This window comes from Cytobacillus sp. QJM3NY_8, from assembly GCF_056173585.1.
Window position 1 is genome coordinate 4420049 of the sequence record NZ_CM149681.1, and the last position, 14730, is coordinate 4434778.

Consider the following 14730-nt stretch of genomic DNA (forward strand, 5'->3'; position numbering starts at 1 on the left):
TGAGCCCCTGCCGAAATTAGATTCCTAGACCGAGTGAGAATAATACAATCGCAAGTGCTAAACCAATCAGCGGAACGATTACTGTAACAGCCGCTACCGCTCCATATGCAGCCTGGTGAGATTCCCCGCAGATAGCCCGTACAGTGGTAACGACATAGCCATTATGCGGCAAGGAATCCAGAGCACCGGATGAAATGGCTACTGTTCTGTGCAGGGCTTCTGCATTGACGCCCATGTCCATATAATGCGGGGCCAGAATCGGCAATGCGATGGCCTGCCCGCCTGAAGCTGAACCGGTCATGCCGGCGATAACACTTACTGCTATGGCACCGCCTATCAGCGGGCTCCCAGGAATGCTTGTCATCCAATCTACTGCTGTGGCAAATGCAGGAACTGCCTTTGCCACTCCGCCGAACCCGACAACAGCAGCTGTATTCCCAATCGCTATTAATGCGCCTAATGTACCATCAGACACAGCATTCCAGAAATTTGTGAAATACTTTCTGTTCAATAGATATGTGGCAATAACTCCGCCCAGTAATGCAAGAATAAGTGCAGATTGTGCAAGAGAATCATGGAATACGAATGAGATAATTAAAACAACAGCCAATGGGAGAACCCCCATAAAAGGGTGCGGTAATTCCTTATTCTCAGTTACAGGATCCTGCTTTCGGGATTCAAAGGTTTCTCCTTTGTTTACAGCCTTTGTGATCATCCGCTTCAGCCACCAGTAGCCAAAAATCATCATGAACACAGCGACAATTAAGCTGACTTCCCAGCCTGCATATGGAGTCGTTCCAAGAAATTCAATCGGGATCCAGTTTTGAATTTCCGGTGAACCCGCAGAAGTCATCGTAAAAGTTACAGATCCAAAGGCAAGTGCTGCAGGGATGAACCTTCTTGGAAGATTTGCCTGTTTAAATAAACTTAATGCCATTGGATATACAGAGAAAGCAACTACGAATAAACTGACTCCGCCATAAGTTAAAATAGCACAGGAAGCGACAATGGCAAGAACGGCATATTTCATTCCGAGCTTATCCACTACCATTTTGGATACACTGTCGGCCGCGCCGCTGTCTTCCATTACCTTCCCAAAAATTGCACCCAATAGGAACATTAGGTACCATGATGTTACAAACCCTGAAAAGCCGGACATATAGTTCCCGACCAAATTGGCCTCCCCTTCACCTGCCAGCTGCGGAAATAATGGCATGCCGCTAAAAAGAGCTACAAACAAGGCAGATAGCGGTCCGACAACCAGCAGGTTCATTCCCCGCATAGTCAGGTAAATCAGCAGGGCAAGCCCGCCTATTAATCCAATCATACTTAGCATTTCATTTCCCCCTTTGTTTTAAAAATAAGAAAAGAACTTTTCATCCTCCTCCTGAAAACGCTTGCAAAAAATAACTGAAAAATAACTTGCTGAGAAATGATAATGCAAGAGTCGTGCCAACATGAAAGGCTTGTAGGTAAAGGGAATCGTGAACAATTAATGAATCATTTTTCCAGAATTCTGGAATGCAAAGGAAACAAGTCCACAGATATAATAGACTAGTTTCTGATAATTCCGTCTAAGGGTAGGACTAAGTGTACATAAAATTACTAGAATGAAAACAGTCCAGAATTCTGGAACATATTCCGGATTTCTGGACTGTTTATCTTTATTCAATTCCATATTTCTTTAGTTTTTCATACATAGAAGATTTACTGATGCCTAGAGCTTTTGCCGCTTCTAATCGATCATGGTTATATTTGCTCAAGCTTTGAGTCAATATCCGCTTTTCTGTTTCTTCCAGAATGTCCTTCAAGTTCTTTTTTCCAACGGGATAAACGGCAGATTCTTTCATGTAATCCGGCAAAGATTCTGTAGTAATACTTTCATTGCTTGTTAAATGAATGGATGCCTCTATTACATTTTCAAGCTCTCTAATATTGCCGGGCCAGCTATATTGATGAAACTTTTCTATTACCTCGTCTTCAATTGCACTTATTCTCTTTCCCGATTTTTTCGTTATTTTCTTGATAAAGCTATCGATCAGGAGTGATAAATCTTCCATCCTGTCGCGCAAAGAAGGAATCATGAACGGCACCACATTAATCCGATAGAATAGATCCTCCCTAAAGCGCTTTTCCTCCATCATTTTTTCGAGCGGTCTGTTAGTTGCAGCGATAATCCGGACATCTACTTTAACCGGAGAAGTCGAACCCACGCTTTCAATCTCGCCTTCCTGCAGAGCACGCAATAACTTCACCTGCATATTAAGCGGCATATCTCCAATTTCATCCAAAAATAAAGTCCCTCCATCAGCAAGCTGGAATTTCCCCTTTTTACCTCCCTTTTTCGCACCTGTAAACGCACCTTCTTCGTAGCCAAACAGTTCAGACTCCAGCAGATGTTCCGGAATGGCTCCGCAGTTAATTTTCACAAATGGCTGATGGCTCCTGTTGCTGAGCTGATGTATGCTGTGCGCAAATAGTTCTTTTCCAGTCCCGCTTTCCCCGCGGATTAAAACGGAAATATCACTGGCTGCCACCATTTTCACCTTTTCTTTAAGGCTATGAATCTGGCTCGAGTTTCCCAGGATATCATCAAGGCTGTATTTAACACTTGGATCAATTTCCTGGATAAAGCTCTGGATTTTTGTCAGCATGCTCTTTACATGGCTGTTCATCTGCATCCATTCCTTTGTATCCCTAAAAAAGACTGTCCCGAAAGCGCCAATTACTTCGCCATCAGAAAAAATGGGGATGCGATTTGCTATCATATAGTTGCCTCTTATATATTGCAGATCTGCAATTTCTTCCTTTCCTGATTCTGCCACTATATGCATACGTGAATTTTCAATCACCTCGGACACATGCTTCCCAAGAGCCTTTTCCCTTTCTGTTTCCAGAAAATTACAATAATTTTTATTAATGTAAATAATTGTTCCTTCTTTATTCACAACTACAAGCCATCCAAAGGCGTTCTCAACAATGGTTTCGACAACCTTCACAGGCAGATCGAAGAATGCACTTTTCATTTGAATCCCCTCATTTAGGTCAATCTACTATTTATGAATACTATTTTATCATATTTTTCTGAAAACAAATTCACTTCAATGGGTATTCTTATGGCTTTTACTGCCCATAACATTAGTACTAGCAGATATGGGAGGTGTTTCAGATGAAAGGCATCTATCTGATTAATCCGAATTGGCAATCTGGAAACAAATCAAAACAGGAATGCACTCAGGCGCAAAAACAGGCGCTGCAAACCTATATTGATGACCATAATATTTTAACTGTGAAACTAAATCAATGGCAGCTGAATGACTATTACACCATTCCGCATGCCCTTTTGTATGATTTGAAGCAAAAGAAGGCAGATCTGGATGTCCTGCTTCTTTATTCAGAAGAGGTTCTCGAGGATTTTATCAGTTCTTATCCAGCGAGATGGCTGATTTTGAAAAGCTTCTTCAATGAAGTTGTATTTGCCGCTAAGCAAAAAGAAAATTACTTCGAAGGCGCCGGTTAAGAACTAAAATTTCAAAAAAACCTGCAGCTCAAAACTGCAGGTTTCTTTCTTATGATACATGCGCCAATTTTTTAGGCTCCTTCAATTTCCGGTCATACACAAGAGTTGTCAGAATGGCAAAAACAAATAGAACTATTAATACAGCAAACAGCATGGAGATTCCGTAAAGGTCAACGAGAATCCCCCCCAGTAAAGGCCCGATCATCCTTCCGCCTGTAGCAGTACTGTTTACGATTCCCTGGTAAAAACCTTCCCGCCCTTTAGGGGCAAGCTGGTTAGCAATGGTCGGAACCGCTGGCCATATTAGCATTTCGCCAATCGTCAGTATAACCATGGCTGTGATAAAAGCTGAGAATTTCTCGGCACTTGCTGCAGCAGCAAATGAACCTATAAATATGACCATGCCGGCGACCATCTGAACCTTAAGTGTTTTAAACCATTTTACCAAAGCACTGATAAACGGCTGTCCCAATACAATCAGGGCTCCATTAATAGTCCACAGCAAGCTGTATTGCTTTAACGAAATATTCAATTCCTGTGTGTAAGCAGCAATAGTTGATTGCCATTGCACATATCCGACCCAGCACAATAAATAGCCTGCACATAATATGAGCAGTGCATAAAGCTTGGTATGATTTTTAACCATGCGATTTTCCTGAAGGATGGAGGTCTGCTGACCCGAAGCAGTATTTATTCCCCTGTATCCAAAAACAGCGATCAGTAAAAAAACGATATACATGACAGTATTGGCCAGAAAAATCAACTGAAAAGAGTACGAAGCCACAAGGCCGCCGAGAGCAGCACCAATGGCAACACCGGCATTCTGAGCCACATAGATGGCATTGAAAGCTTTGCGGCCGCCTTCCTTCCACACAGATCCAGCCATCGCAAACATAGATGGAAAAACAATGCCAGACCCAAATCCGACAATAGTGAGAAACACCACGTATGCAGGCCAGCCGTGCCAAAAGGTCAAACCGAGAAGCGCCATTACCGTGATGATAATTCCAAGAAGAATCGAACGATAGCCGCCTATTTTATCATATAGGCTTCCCCCTATTAAATTTCCTGCGACGCTTGCAGCTGCGTTCACCATCAAAACCAGGCCGGCAACCGATAAGGACTTGCCTAAGTGGTCATGAATGTAGATTGTATTAAGTGGCCACAAAAAAGAAGATCCGGTTACATTCACTGCCATCCCAATTATTAAAAGCCATAAGGTCCGCGGCATAAAATTACGCCCCTTTTTTAAAATTTTTTTTATGTCAGCCGGCATATTACCACCCGGCACTATTTCGAAATCCAAAATAATTTTAGTTGGTTTTTCCTGTCCTTGCAATAGGTTTTCATTCGATTTTAATAGACAGAATACTTCTTCTTTTATAATTGAAACTGAATGTGGATATTTAAGGAATGCACCTATTGAGAATAGTTCGTTAAACGGCACAAAAATAAAGCCCCGATTTTGAAAAATCGGGGCTTTCCATATTCTATTTATGATGATTGTTCCGGCTCAGGGTGAAATTTTGATTTTACAGGCTGGCCGCCTGACTTCTCATAATTCTTTTTCGACTGCTTTACCGCATCAAAATCCCGGCCAAGTTCAACGTCCTGGCTATTGGCGCCATTGCGGGTCTTTTGTTCCGGATTGTTTTGTTTTGAGCGCTTTTTTACCATCTGTGGACCACTCCTTAATGAGGAAGTATTATCATCTGATTTTGGAGCTGCTGCAGCTGGAGTCTCATTCGGTGAAGCTGTTCCCGCTGCTGGGAGTTGGCGCTATGGGCCATCTGGGTTATATCATTATAAGCAGCTTCCAAAGATTGAAGAGCATTGGAGTATTCGTTATCATTATAATGCTCCTGTGTCCTGCCTGATTCAAACTGCTCCTGGGCAAAACGGATTGCATCCTCACACTGCTGCAGGAGTGTATCCATCGATTCACGGGTTGCCATTATCTGTTCCCCTCCTTAAAGAATGGGTCTAGAAGCTTGCATGCTTCAATAATTAGTTTGTTCATTTTTCTGTAATTCTTACCACTCTATTTCCTGCCAATTCCCCTTGGATAAGGTTTTGGGTCATGATAAGATTAATTTTATGAAATCCTTCATATTCATTTTTACCTTATAGATTACTCTTTGAAAAAGGAGGGATAATTGTGGATAAAGTAAATCCTTTTCCATATGCATCCGATAATAAACGGTACCATACATGGAATTATCATTTGCGTAATGAATTTGGCCATAAGGTTTTCAAGGTGGCACTCGATGGCGGCTTTGATTGCCCCAACCGTGATGGCACAGTCGCACATGGGGGATGTACATTCTGCAGTGCATCCGGTTCGGGAGACTTTGCCGGGAACCGTGCTGATGATTTGGAAACACAATTTAATGCAATAAAAACAAAAATGCATCATAAATGGAAAGATGGAAAATACATGGCTTATTTTCAGGCCTTTACGAATACTCATGCCCCTGTGGAAGTGCTTCGTGATATGTATGAGAGAGTGCTTGAGCAGGACGGAGTTGTCGGACTGTCTATTGCGACCCGCCCTGACTGTCTGCCTGATGATGTAGTCGAATATCTGGCAGAGCTTAATCAGCGAACTTATCTCTGGGTAGAACTGGGCTTACAAACTGTGCATGAACGGACTGCCCTTTTAATTAACCGCGCTCATGATTATCAATGCTATGCAGAGGGAGTAAAGAAGCTCCGCAAACATGGCATCCGCATCTGTTCCCACATCATTAATGGCCTTCCGCTTGAAACACCGGATATGATGATGGAAACCGCACGGGAAGTTGCAAAACTGGATGTGCAGGGGATAAAAATTCATCTCCTTCATTTATTAAAAGGAACCCCGATGGTTAAACAATTTGAAAAAGGCATGCTTGAGTTTCTGTCACTTAATGAATATGTAAACTTAGTATGTGACCAGCTGGAGATTTTACCTCCGGAAATGATTGTACACCGAATAACAGGAGATGGGCCAATCGACTTGATGATCGGGCCAATGTGGAGCGTAAATAAGTGGGAAGTGCTAAATAGCATTGATGCGGAATTAAAGCGCAGAAACAGCTGGCAAGGCAAACTTTACAATCCAAGCCAAATGGAGGCATTGTCATGAAGCTTGAAAGAATCTTACCTTATGCAAGACAGCTGCTTGAGAAAGCAGTATCACCTGGAGATATCGTTATTGATGCCACTTTGGGCAACGGACATGATACAGTATTTCTGGCGGATCTGGTAGGACATAATGGAAGAGTTTACGGTTTCGATATTCAGGAAGAAGCTGTCCAGAATACAAAAACGCGCCTGGCTGATCATGACCTGTCAGACAGGGCTACCCTTTTCCATACAGGACATGAATTCATTCTTGAGAATGTGCCGCCTGTGCATCATGGAAAAATAACTGCAGCCATTTTTAATTTAGGTTACCTGCCCGGCGGTGATAAAGATATTGTCACCCGTCCGCAGACAACCATTTCTGCCATCGATCAGCTTTTGGAACTGATGGCTCCGGAGGGGATTATTCTTTTAGTGATTTATCACGGCCATATTGAGGGAGCTGTTGAGCGTGATTATCTGCTCAGATATGTAAGGCAGCTGGATCAAAGCCTCGTCCATGTATTGCAATACCAGTTTATTAATCAAAAAAATAACCCGCCGTTTATTGTAGCTATTGAAAAACGGTAAAAGCCTGCAAAAAATGCAGGCTTTTTATTATTTTTCAATCGCTCCTGAAAAGCCCGCAGGCATCATCTTCTGCAAAGTACGGTAAGCTCTGCCGTTCACATAAAAGAAAAAGCTTACCATGCCGCCTGTTCTGATCATGCTTTTGGCTAATCTTCTGACATTCCGCTGCTTCCGGACCTTCTCATCGGATAGATAAACCCCGAGCAAGCCGCGATTAATCAGTTTATGGAAATGTTTATGAGGCAGCTTTTCAGTATGCTTATCTGCTTCGACAACAAAATGCTTCAATCTCGAAAACAGTTTTTCTTCGTTCTCATAGTAAAAGCAAAAATTCAAGTCTCCACCGGCTTTGTCCTCTTCCTGATCAATCAGATAATCAAGAAGAATGTGGAGACCCTGGATGTATGGAAAATAACCATTTCGTATATTTACCGCATGCTCCGCTTCAAAATCATCTCTCAGTGCGTAGGAAACAAGGCAAAAAATCCCCAAAGTAGATCCCGAGCAAGCAGAGAACTCATACCATTCCATCTCAGGAATATCAGACCGATATTGGTCAAACCAGTTCTGCAGACGGGGAACTCGTTCTTCCACCACAACATGCTTATGTATTTGCAGATCACAATAGTATCGGCATAATTCAAGCAGATGGCTTTTTATATGTCTGTAATGCCTCAGACTGGACAGCACTTCCCTGCAGACTCCTGCCAAATCTGCAAGATAGTTTCCATCATCCTGTTCATTTCTCAGCCGATAATAATTTTTTTCTGCTGCATCGGTATCGAGGGCATCCTCCATTGACTCGTGCAGTGCCGCAAAGTCCCGGGGATCAAGTGAAGTGCTCCGATCGCAGAGATTGTCCAAATAATCACTGATTGTCTGATATGCGACGATGAACTTAACCGCTTGTTCATATTTTTCCTTGGCCATTAATGACATAATAGCTCCGCCTTCACAGTGGAAGGTTTTATGCTCAATGCTGGCAAGAGCCTGCTTTCTTAACTCCTGATCAGGAATGGCTTCCGCTCTGCTTTTCCAGTATGCTAGTTCCTTATGTACCGCAGGAAGAACCTTCCTGTAGACATGTGACATTAAGCTAATTGGCATGGAAGGGACACTCATGACATGATAAACCTCCTTTTGCTTAGGGATAGGTGAACAGTTTCTTATATTAAGCTGCACCCCTCCATAATTAAAACACCGTCCTTAAACCACATAACCAAGCGCTTTTAATTGGCTGTTAACGAAATCCTTCGCGTATTCAAAGACTTCTTCACGCTCAGGTTCATTAAAGACTTCATGGTAGCATTTAGGCCATTCTTTGAACCTTTTCTCTGAGAAGGGCGCAAGGTTAAACCATTCTCTGACAGTTGTTTTATTTACGATCTTATCATCGCCGCCCTGTAATACAAGGAGGGGCACATCCTGGATCTTATCAAGATTCTCAAAGGCAAGCTTTATTGCAGAAACAAGTTCCCTGTACCATCTGACCGAAACTTTTGTCACATAAAGAGAATCATTTAAATCAGCATCAAGGACGTCCTGATTCCGCGTCGCCATGTCAACGGATAATCCGGCATCCATTTTCAGGCCAGGCATCACAGAATTGAGTCCAAGCGATAAGAAGTTCAGAAATTTTGAAGGCTGTTGAACCAAGCCTAAGCATGGGGAGGACAGAATTACCCCAGCGAGATTCATCCTTTCCTCCTGCAGCAGGCGAATGGCAATCAGACCGCCCATGCTGTGCCCTAAAAGAAAGACCGGCAATTCAAATTCATAGGCAGCATGTACCCAATCCTGAACTTCAAGTATATATTCATCAAAGGAGTCAATATGGCCTCTTCTGGATCTTGAAGTCATCCCCTGGCCAGGAAGATCTCCCATAATGACATGGAAACCGGCCAAGCGCCACATTTCAATCAGCCAGCCATAACGGCGGTGATGCTCCATTGCCCCATGCACCATGACAATAACGCCCTTTGCATCTCCTTCAGTTTCCCATTTCCACATAGTCAATCCTCCCAGCCTTTTTACGTACTGTCTTTTGTATATATATTATAGCCTAGATGCTGAAATTGTTCATGAATCAACCCTTTGTAAAATTGGAATTCTTTTTGCCAAAATAACGTTTATCATGCCTCTTATGATAAAATCAAAATAATCAAACTTCATATAGGAGTGTTTCACATGATCTATCCATATAAAGATAAAGAACCTAAAATTGCAGAATCCGCATTTATTGCAGATTTTACTACCATTACCGGCGATGTTGAAATTGGCGAGGATTCCAGCGTTTGGTTCAACTCCGTTATACGCGGAGATGTAGCACCAACAATCATCGGCAAAAAAGTCAATATCCAGGACAATTCCGTCCTGCATCAAAGCCCGAATAACCCGCTGATATTGGAAGATGAAGTGACAGTTGGCCATCAGGTAATCCTTCATAGCTGCATTGTCCGCAAAAAGGCTTTAATAGGAATGGGCTCAATTGTATTAGATCAGGCTGAAATCGGAGAGGGAGCATTCATTGGTGCAGGGAGCCTTGTTCCACAGGGAAAGAAAATTCCTCCCAATACACTTGCATTCGGAAGGCCCGCAAAAGTGATCCGCGAGCTGACACCAGAAGATATCAAAGATATGGAACGGATCAGCAGGGAGTACGCCGAAAAAGGGCAGTACTATAAGTCTTTGCAGAAAAAGCCTGAATAACTCACCTGCCCCCTATTATAGAATGGGAAAACAGCCGATAATAAACATAAGGCAATACCAATGGGCTGGTGAAGAAATTGAAGATTTATATTGCGGCAATTGTTCTATTCTTATTTTTAATAGTGATATTCAGAAAAACAATGTTAAAAACGGCACCAATGTTTTTACTTGTCTTCATCCTGATTTCTGGTGCATTTGTTTATGACAACCTTTCAGGCAGCCAGCCTGCTTCAGCCGTAAACCAAATTAAATCATGGCTGTCTGAACCTGCTGAGAAAGCCAGCTCTTTCCTTGGAAACAACACTGTCGTAATAAAGATCAAGGAAGAAACAATTATAGATGCACCCGCAGTCAATCAGTTTCCTGAGCTCCCCAGAGGATGCGAGGTGACGAGCTTATCCATGCTCCTTCAGCATGCAGGAATACAGGCTGATAAAATGACACTCGCTAAAGAAATAAAGAAAAATCCTGAGCCTTATCGCATAGAAAACGGAAAAATCTATTTCGGGCACCCGAATGACGGATTCATAGGCGATATGTATTCCTTTGATAATCCAGGTCTTGGCGTTTATCATAAACCGGTAAAAGAGCTTGCGGAAAAGTACATGCCTGGCTCCATTGAAGACCTTACCGGATCCGATTTTGAAGACTTAAAGATCCATTTGTCAGATGGCAGGCCTGTCTGGGTTATTATCAACACAGCCTATAAACAGCTTTCTGATGACTTTTTCCAGACCTGGCATACGCCAAGCGGAAAAATACAGATTACCTATAAAGAGCATTCAGTCCTGCTCACAGGGTATGATCAGGAATACATGTATTTCAACGATCCGCTCACAGGAGAGAAAAATAAAAAAGCACCCAAAAACGATTTTGAAAAAGCATGGGTGCAGATGGGCAAACAGGCTATTACCTATCTCCCATAAGAAAAGCGGAAGCGCCTTGCCCACGAAAGAACGCAGACTAAGATCGCCGCGACCTCCCAAAACCTAACGTTTTCGGTCGTGCGATGTTTATGCTAACGAAGCATTCCTTATCCTGCGGCCTCAAGCACAAGACGAGCATTCCGGAAAGACGTCCTTTGCCTTTTGTGAGGGAGTGTCTTATCTTTCGTCCCTAGGAGCCTCAGCTAGACAAGCTTGTGATCTCGAGGTGGGAGGCTGCTTGCGCCAGACAATTATCTGACTTAAAAAATTTATACATTCTTATAATTAATAAAAACGTCCACCAGGTTTTCACCTGATGGACGTTTTTATTTTTAGCCTTTAAGCGGCTGCAAGTCTTTATTTAACAAATACTCTTTCTCAAAAGAATACTTTTTCTCCACATATACCTGATGCCAAACCATGAACATAAGAACTGTCCAGATTTTGCGGCTATTGTCCGCTTTATCCTGACAATGGTCTTCTAGCAGCTGCAGTACGTAATCTTTATTAATTAGATGATCTGTGCTGCTTTCACGAATGATATTTTTCGCCCATTCATTCATCTCGTCTTTCAGCCAGTGGCGGATTGGCACAGGGAATCCAAGCTTCTTGCGGTTCAGCACATGGTCTGGAACGACTCCTTCAGCAGCTTTGCGAAGAATATACTTCGTAGTTCCATTGGCCGTTTTCAGGCTGGTCGGAATTTTGGAAGCCACTTCAAACACTTCTTTATCAAGGAACGGAACACGAAGCTCGAGAGAATGAGCCATCGTCATTTTGTCCGCTTTCAATAGAATGTCTCCGCGCATCCACGTATGAATATCGATATACTGCATGCGGTCAACCGGATCATAGCCCCGGCTTTCTTCATATAGCGGTTTAGTGATATCCGTATAATTTAAGCTGTCTTTATATACATGAAGCAGGCTGCGCTTCTCTTGCTCTGTAAACATTTTTGCATTTCCAATGTAGCGCTCTTCCATTGGTGTTACACCGCGTTCGATAAAGCTTTTCCCCTTCATTCCCTCTGGCATCATGTTTGCAATCATGCGTAGAAGCTTTTTGCCGATGGCAGGAATTTTATTGAAGACTTCCAGGGATTGTGGTTCACGGTAAATATTATAGCCGCCAAATAGCTCATCAGCGCCCTCACCTGAAAGTACAACCGTTACATGCTTGCGTGCTTCTCTTGCTACAAAATAAAGGGGCACACAAGCCGGGTCAGCAAGCGGATCGTCCATATGCCACATGATTCTCGGAATCTCATTCATGTATTCCTCAGGAGTTATGATGTAGCTGATGTTTTCGACACCCAGCTTTTCCGCTGTTTCTTTCGCTACATCCACCTCGCTGAAGCCATTGCGTTCAAACCCGACGGAGAATGTTTTAATAGCAGGATGGAATTCTTTCGCAATGGAAGCAATGATGGAAGAATCTATTCCGCCTGAAAGAAATGAACCTACCGGAACATCGGCACGCATATGCATTTTGACTGAGTCGAACAAAACATCTCTAATTTCTTTCGTGAAATCAGCTTCTGACTTCTGCACTGGATGGAAAGCAGCTTTCCAATATCGCTTAATATCCATTTGAGCACCAATTTTTTTAGTAAAATAATGGCCAGGCTCAAGCTTATGGATTCCCTCTGACATCGTGTTTGGCTCAGGCACAAACTGATAGGTCAGATAATGCTGGAGGGAGTCATAGTTTAATACATCATTTTGAAGAGCCAAAAGAATGCTCTTCTTCTCTGATCCAAAGAACGTGCGGTCTCCCTTATCGTAATAAAAGAAAGGCTTAATCCCAAATGGATCTCTGGCTCCATATAGAGACTGTTCCTGTTTATCCCAAATGACAAACGCAAACATACCGCGCAATTTTTCAACAGCCTTTTCTTTCATATGGCTGTAAAGGGCAATTATGACTTCTGTATCGGAGCTTGTTTCAAAGCTTAATCCAGCTTTGAGAAGTTCTTCACGAAGTTCCACATAGTTATAGATTTCACCATTAAAGATAATCCAATAACGCTCATTCTCGTATGTCAGCGGCTGGTGTCCGCTTTCGATATCGATAATGCTCAGCCGGCGGAAGCCGAATTGAATATGGTCATCAAAATAGTATCCTGAATCATCGGGACCCCGATGGGTAATGATATCATTCATATTTTGGAACTGTTCTTTATCTGCGTCACGGTAATTTTGTGCTTTTTCATGTACACAACCAATAAAACCACACATTATGTACGTCACCTACTCCATTCTTTTCTCAATATTTAGATACAGCCTTAACGGCTCCTTTTTCTTAGAAAACATACCCTATAATACTACCACTAATCATTTATAATTAGCACGTGGAATATAAAAAAAATATGCACGGAAAATTAAGCCATTATCCGAAGTTTATACGATAACATATAATTATAAACGACTAAAGAGCATAAAGACCGAAAAGTGAATAAACACCCTTTATGTATAATGACGCAAAAAAGAAAGCGGGAGTTACATTGATTAATGCAACTCCCGCTTTTTATATTTTTGTCTCCCCCTTAAAGTATCGGGGATGGCCAAAGAGCTTCCGCTTTTCTATTAAGCTTCAGAGCGAAGGATTTCAGCTTTGTCCGTACGCTCCCAAGGAAGATCAACATCTGTACGTCCGAAGTGTCCGTAAGCAGCTGTCTGCTTGTAAATTGGGCGGCGAAGGCCAAGCATGTTAATAATTCCTGCAGGGCGAAGATCAAAGTGCTTTCTAACTAGATCAACTAGTACATCTTCATCGACTTTGCCTGTTCCGAATGTATCAACAGAAATCGACACTGGCTGTGCTACACCAATCGCATAAGCAAGCTGAACTTCCACTTTCTCAGCTAAACCTGCTGCCACAAGGTTCTTCGCTACATAACGAGCAGCATAAGCAGCAGAGCGGTCAACCTTTGTAGGATCCTTACCGGAGAACGCGCCTCCGCCATGACGGGCATATCCGCCGTAAGTATCAACAATGATTTTGCGTCCAGTCAGGCCTGCATCCCCTTGAGGTCCGCCGATTACAAAACGTCCTGTTGGGTTGATGAAATACTTTGTATTCTCATCGATTAGTTCTTTGGGAACAACCGGGTTAATAACATGCTCCTTAAGATTGCGCTGGATTTGCTCCAGGCTGATCTCAGGGTGATGCTGGGTAGAAATAACGATTGTGTCAATGCGGACTGGCTTGTCATTTTCATCATACTCAACCGTTACCTGAGTTTTTCCGTCCGGACGAAGGTAAGGAAGAATTTCTTCTTTACGAACTTCAGTCAGACGGCGGGAAAGTTTATGTGCTAAAGAAATCGGAAGAGGCATTAGCTCTTTCGTTTCGTTGCATGCAAAACCGAACATTAAACCCTGGTCCCCTGCACCGATTGCTTCGATTTCCTGATCACTCATTTGTCCTTCCCTTGCTTCAAGAGCCTGGTCAACACCCATTGCAATATCTGCTGACTGCTCATCAATGGAAGTTAAAACTGCACATGTTTCGGAATCGAAACCATATTTAGCACGGGTATAACCGATTTCTTTTACCGTTTCACGAACGATTTTTGGAATATCTACGTATGTAGATGTTGTGATTTCACCTGCAACTAATACAAGTCCAGTTGTTACAGAAGTCTCTGCAGCAACACGGGCATTCGCATCTTTAGCTAAAATCGCATCTAAGATTGCATCAGAAATTTGGTCACAGATTTTATCCGGATGACCTTCAGTAACTGATTCAGAAGTAAACAAACGACGCTTTGTTGACATCTGGCTTCCTCCTTATAAATAGAAAATTGAGCGAGAATTAAGAAATGGGGAAGCGGAAAAGAACTTTTCCCTGTCATTTCATGGATCTCTGTTTGATACG

Annotated in this window: 14 protein-coding genes; 5 read left to right on the plus strand and 9 right to left on the minus strand. The window is 42.6% G+C overall.

Going from position 1 to position 14730, the window contains the following annotated elements; genetic code table 11:
• Positions 1-16: 16 nt before the first annotated feature.
• Both AC0VZ9_RS22600 and AC0VZ9_RS22605 read right to left on the minus strand, forming a co-directional pair.
• Positions 17-1336 carry a GntP family permease gene (locus AC0VZ9_RS22600; protein ID WP_009333370.1) on the minus strand — a complete coding sequence of 440 codons (1320 nt, stop codon included), beginning with the start codon at positions 1334-1336 and terminating at the stop codon, positions 17-19.
• A 328-nt stretch (positions 1337-1664) separates the two neighbouring features.
• Positions 1665-3026 carry a sigma-54 interaction domain-containing protein gene (locus tag AC0VZ9_RS22605; protein WP_251174706.1) on the minus strand — a complete coding sequence of 454 codons (1362 nt, stop codon included), beginning with the start codon at positions 3024-3026 and terminating at the stop codon, positions 1665-1667.
• A gap of 143 nt (positions 3027-3169) precedes the next feature.
• On the opposite strand from AC0VZ9_RS22605, the gene AC0VZ9_RS22610 reads away from it, so the two are divergent.
• Positions 3170-3520 (plus strand): hypothetical protein, encoded by a 351-nt coding sequence (locus tag AC0VZ9_RS22610; protein ID WP_009333372.1) that lies wholly within the window; start codon positions 3170-3172, stop codon positions 3518-3520.
• 49 nt (positions 3521-3569) lie between these two features.
• Here the strand turns inward: AC0VZ9_RS22610 and AC0VZ9_RS22615 are convergent, their stop codons facing one another.
• The 3 genes from AC0VZ9_RS22615 to AC0VZ9_RS22625 all read right to left on the minus strand — a co-directional run bounded on the left by AC0VZ9_RS22615 (position 3570) and on the right by AC0VZ9_RS22625 (position 5475).
• Entirely contained in the window at positions 3570-4751 is a 1182-nt protein-coding gene (locus AC0VZ9_RS22615) for an MDR family MFS transporter (protein ID WP_019383013.1), read from the minus strand.
• A 263-nt stretch (positions 4752-5014) separates the two neighbouring features.
• Positions 5015-5197: a hypothetical protein gene (locus AC0VZ9_RS22620; RefSeq protein WP_009333374.1), complete on the minus strand. Its 183-nt coding sequence runs from the start codon at positions 5195-5197 to the stop codon at positions 5015-5017.
• A gap of 14 nt (positions 5198-5211) precedes the next feature.
• Positions 5212-5475: a YtzC family protein gene (locus AC0VZ9_RS22625; protein ID WP_009333375.1), complete on the minus strand. Its 264-nt coding sequence runs from the start codon at positions 5473-5475 to the stop codon at positions 5212-5214.
• A 203-nt stretch (positions 5476-5678) separates the two neighbouring features.
• Here AC0VZ9_RS22625 and mnmL point away from each other — a divergent pair, with 203 nt between their 5' ends.
• Both mnmL and mnmM read left to right on the plus strand, forming a co-directional pair.
• Positions 5679-6647, plus strand: coding sequence for a tRNA modification radical SAM protein MnmL/YtqA (gene mnmL, locus AC0VZ9_RS22630; RefSeq protein WP_009333376.1), 969 nt, complete (start codon positions 5679-5681; stop codon positions 6645-6647).
• Positions 6644-7216 carry a tRNA 5-(aminomethyl)-2-thiouridylate-methyltransferase MnmM gene (gene mnmM / locus AC0VZ9_RS22635; RefSeq protein ID WP_019383011.1) on the plus strand — a complete coding sequence of 191 codons (573 nt, stop codon included), beginning with the start codon at positions 6644-6646 and terminating at the stop codon, positions 7214-7216. Before mnmL ends, mnmM begins: the two co-directional genes overlap by 4 nt.
• 27 nt (positions 7217-7243) lie before the next feature.
• Here the strand turns inward: mnmM and AC0VZ9_RS22640 are convergent, their stop codons facing one another.
• Both AC0VZ9_RS22640 and AC0VZ9_RS22645 read right to left on the minus strand, forming a co-directional pair.
• Positions 7244-8338, minus strand: a complete 1095-nt coding sequence (locus AC0VZ9_RS22640) for a tetraprenyl-beta-curcumene synthase family protein (RefSeq protein WP_475396742.1) — start codon at positions 8336-8338, stop codon at positions 7244-7246.
• A gap of 84 nt (positions 8339-8422) precedes the next feature.
• Positions 8423-9226, minus strand: a complete 804-nt coding sequence (locus AC0VZ9_RS22645; RefSeq protein ID WP_009333379.1) for an alpha/beta hydrolase — start codon at positions 9224-9226, stop codon at positions 8423-8425.
• 177 nt (positions 9227-9403) lie between these two features.
• On the opposite strand from AC0VZ9_RS22645, the gene AC0VZ9_RS22650 reads away from it, so the two are divergent.
• Together AC0VZ9_RS22650 and AC0VZ9_RS22655 are read left to right on the plus strand one after the other, a co-directional pair.
• Complete coding sequence (locus AC0VZ9_RS22650) at positions 9404-9925, plus strand: gamma carbonic anhydrase (RefSeq protein ID WP_009333380.1); 522 nt, start codon at positions 9404-9406, stop codon at positions 9923-9925.
• A 77-nt stretch (positions 9926-10002) separates the two neighbouring features.
• Positions 10003-10851 (plus strand): C39 family peptidase, encoded by an 849-nt coding sequence (locus tag AC0VZ9_RS22655; RefSeq protein WP_192907805.1) that lies wholly within the window; start codon positions 10003-10005, stop codon positions 10849-10851.
• Positions 10852-11183: 332 nt separating this feature from the next.
• Here AC0VZ9_RS22655 and asnB read toward each other — a convergent pair whose 3' ends face one another.
• Both asnB and metK read right to left on the minus strand, forming a co-directional pair.
• Positions 11184-13088, minus strand: coding sequence for an asparagine synthase (glutamine-hydrolyzing) (gene asnB / locus AC0VZ9_RS22660; RefSeq protein ID WP_019383008.1), 1905 nt, complete (start codon positions 13086-13088; stop codon positions 11184-11186).
• Between the two features lie 348 nt (positions 13089-13436).
• Positions 13437-14630, minus strand: a complete 1194-nt coding sequence (metK, locus tag AC0VZ9_RS22665; RefSeq protein WP_009333385.1) for a methionine adenosyltransferase — start codon at positions 14628-14630, stop codon at positions 13437-13439.
• Positions 14631-14730: the final 100 nt, after the last annotated feature.

Coding starts and splice junctions, on each gene's coding strand:
- AC0VZ9_RS22600 (WP_009333370.1), bottom strand. CDS start 1,336: ATGCTAAGTATGATTGGATTAATAGGCGGGCTTGCCCTGCTGATTTAC.
- AC0VZ9_RS22605 (WP_251174706.1), bottom strand. CDS start 3,026: ATGAAAAGTGCATTCTTCGATCTGCCTGTGAAGGTTGTCGAAACCATT.
- AC0VZ9_RS22610 (WP_009333372.1), top strand. CDS start 3,170: ATGAAAGGCATCTATCTGATTAATCCGAATTGGCAATCTGGAAACAAA.
- AC0VZ9_RS22615 (WP_019383013.1), bottom strand. CDS start 4,751: ATGCCGCGGACCTTATGGCTTTTAATAATTGGGATGGCAGTGAATGTA.
- AC0VZ9_RS22620 (WP_009333374.1), bottom strand. CDS start 5,197: ATGGTAAAAAAGCGCTCAAAACAAAACAATCCGGAACAAAAGACCCGC.
- AC0VZ9_RS22625 (WP_009333375.1), bottom strand. CDS start 5,475: ATGGCAACCCGTGAATCGATGGATACACTCCTGCAGCAGTGTGAGGAT.
- mnmM (WP_019383011.1), top strand. CDS start 6,644: ATGAAGCTTGAAAGAATCTTACCTTATGCAAGACAGCTGCTTGAGAAA.
- AC0VZ9_RS22640 (WP_475396742.1), bottom strand. CDS start 8,338: ATGAGTGTCCCTTCCATGCCAATTAGCTTAATGTCACATGTCTACAGG.
- AC0VZ9_RS22645 (WP_009333379.1), bottom strand. CDS start 9,226: ATGTGGAAATGGGAAACTGAAGGAGATGCAAAGGGCGTTATTGTCATG.
- AC0VZ9_RS22650 (WP_009333380.1), top strand. CDS start 9,404: ATGATCTATCCATATAAAGATAAAGAACCTAAAATTGCAGAATCCGCA.
- asnB (WP_019383008.1), bottom strand. CDS start 13,088: ATGTGTGGTTTTATTGGTTGTGTACATGAAAAAGCACAAAATTACCGT.
- metK (WP_009333385.1), bottom strand. CDS start 14,630: ATGTCAACAAAGCGTCGTTTGTTTACTTCTGAATCAGTTACTGAAGGT.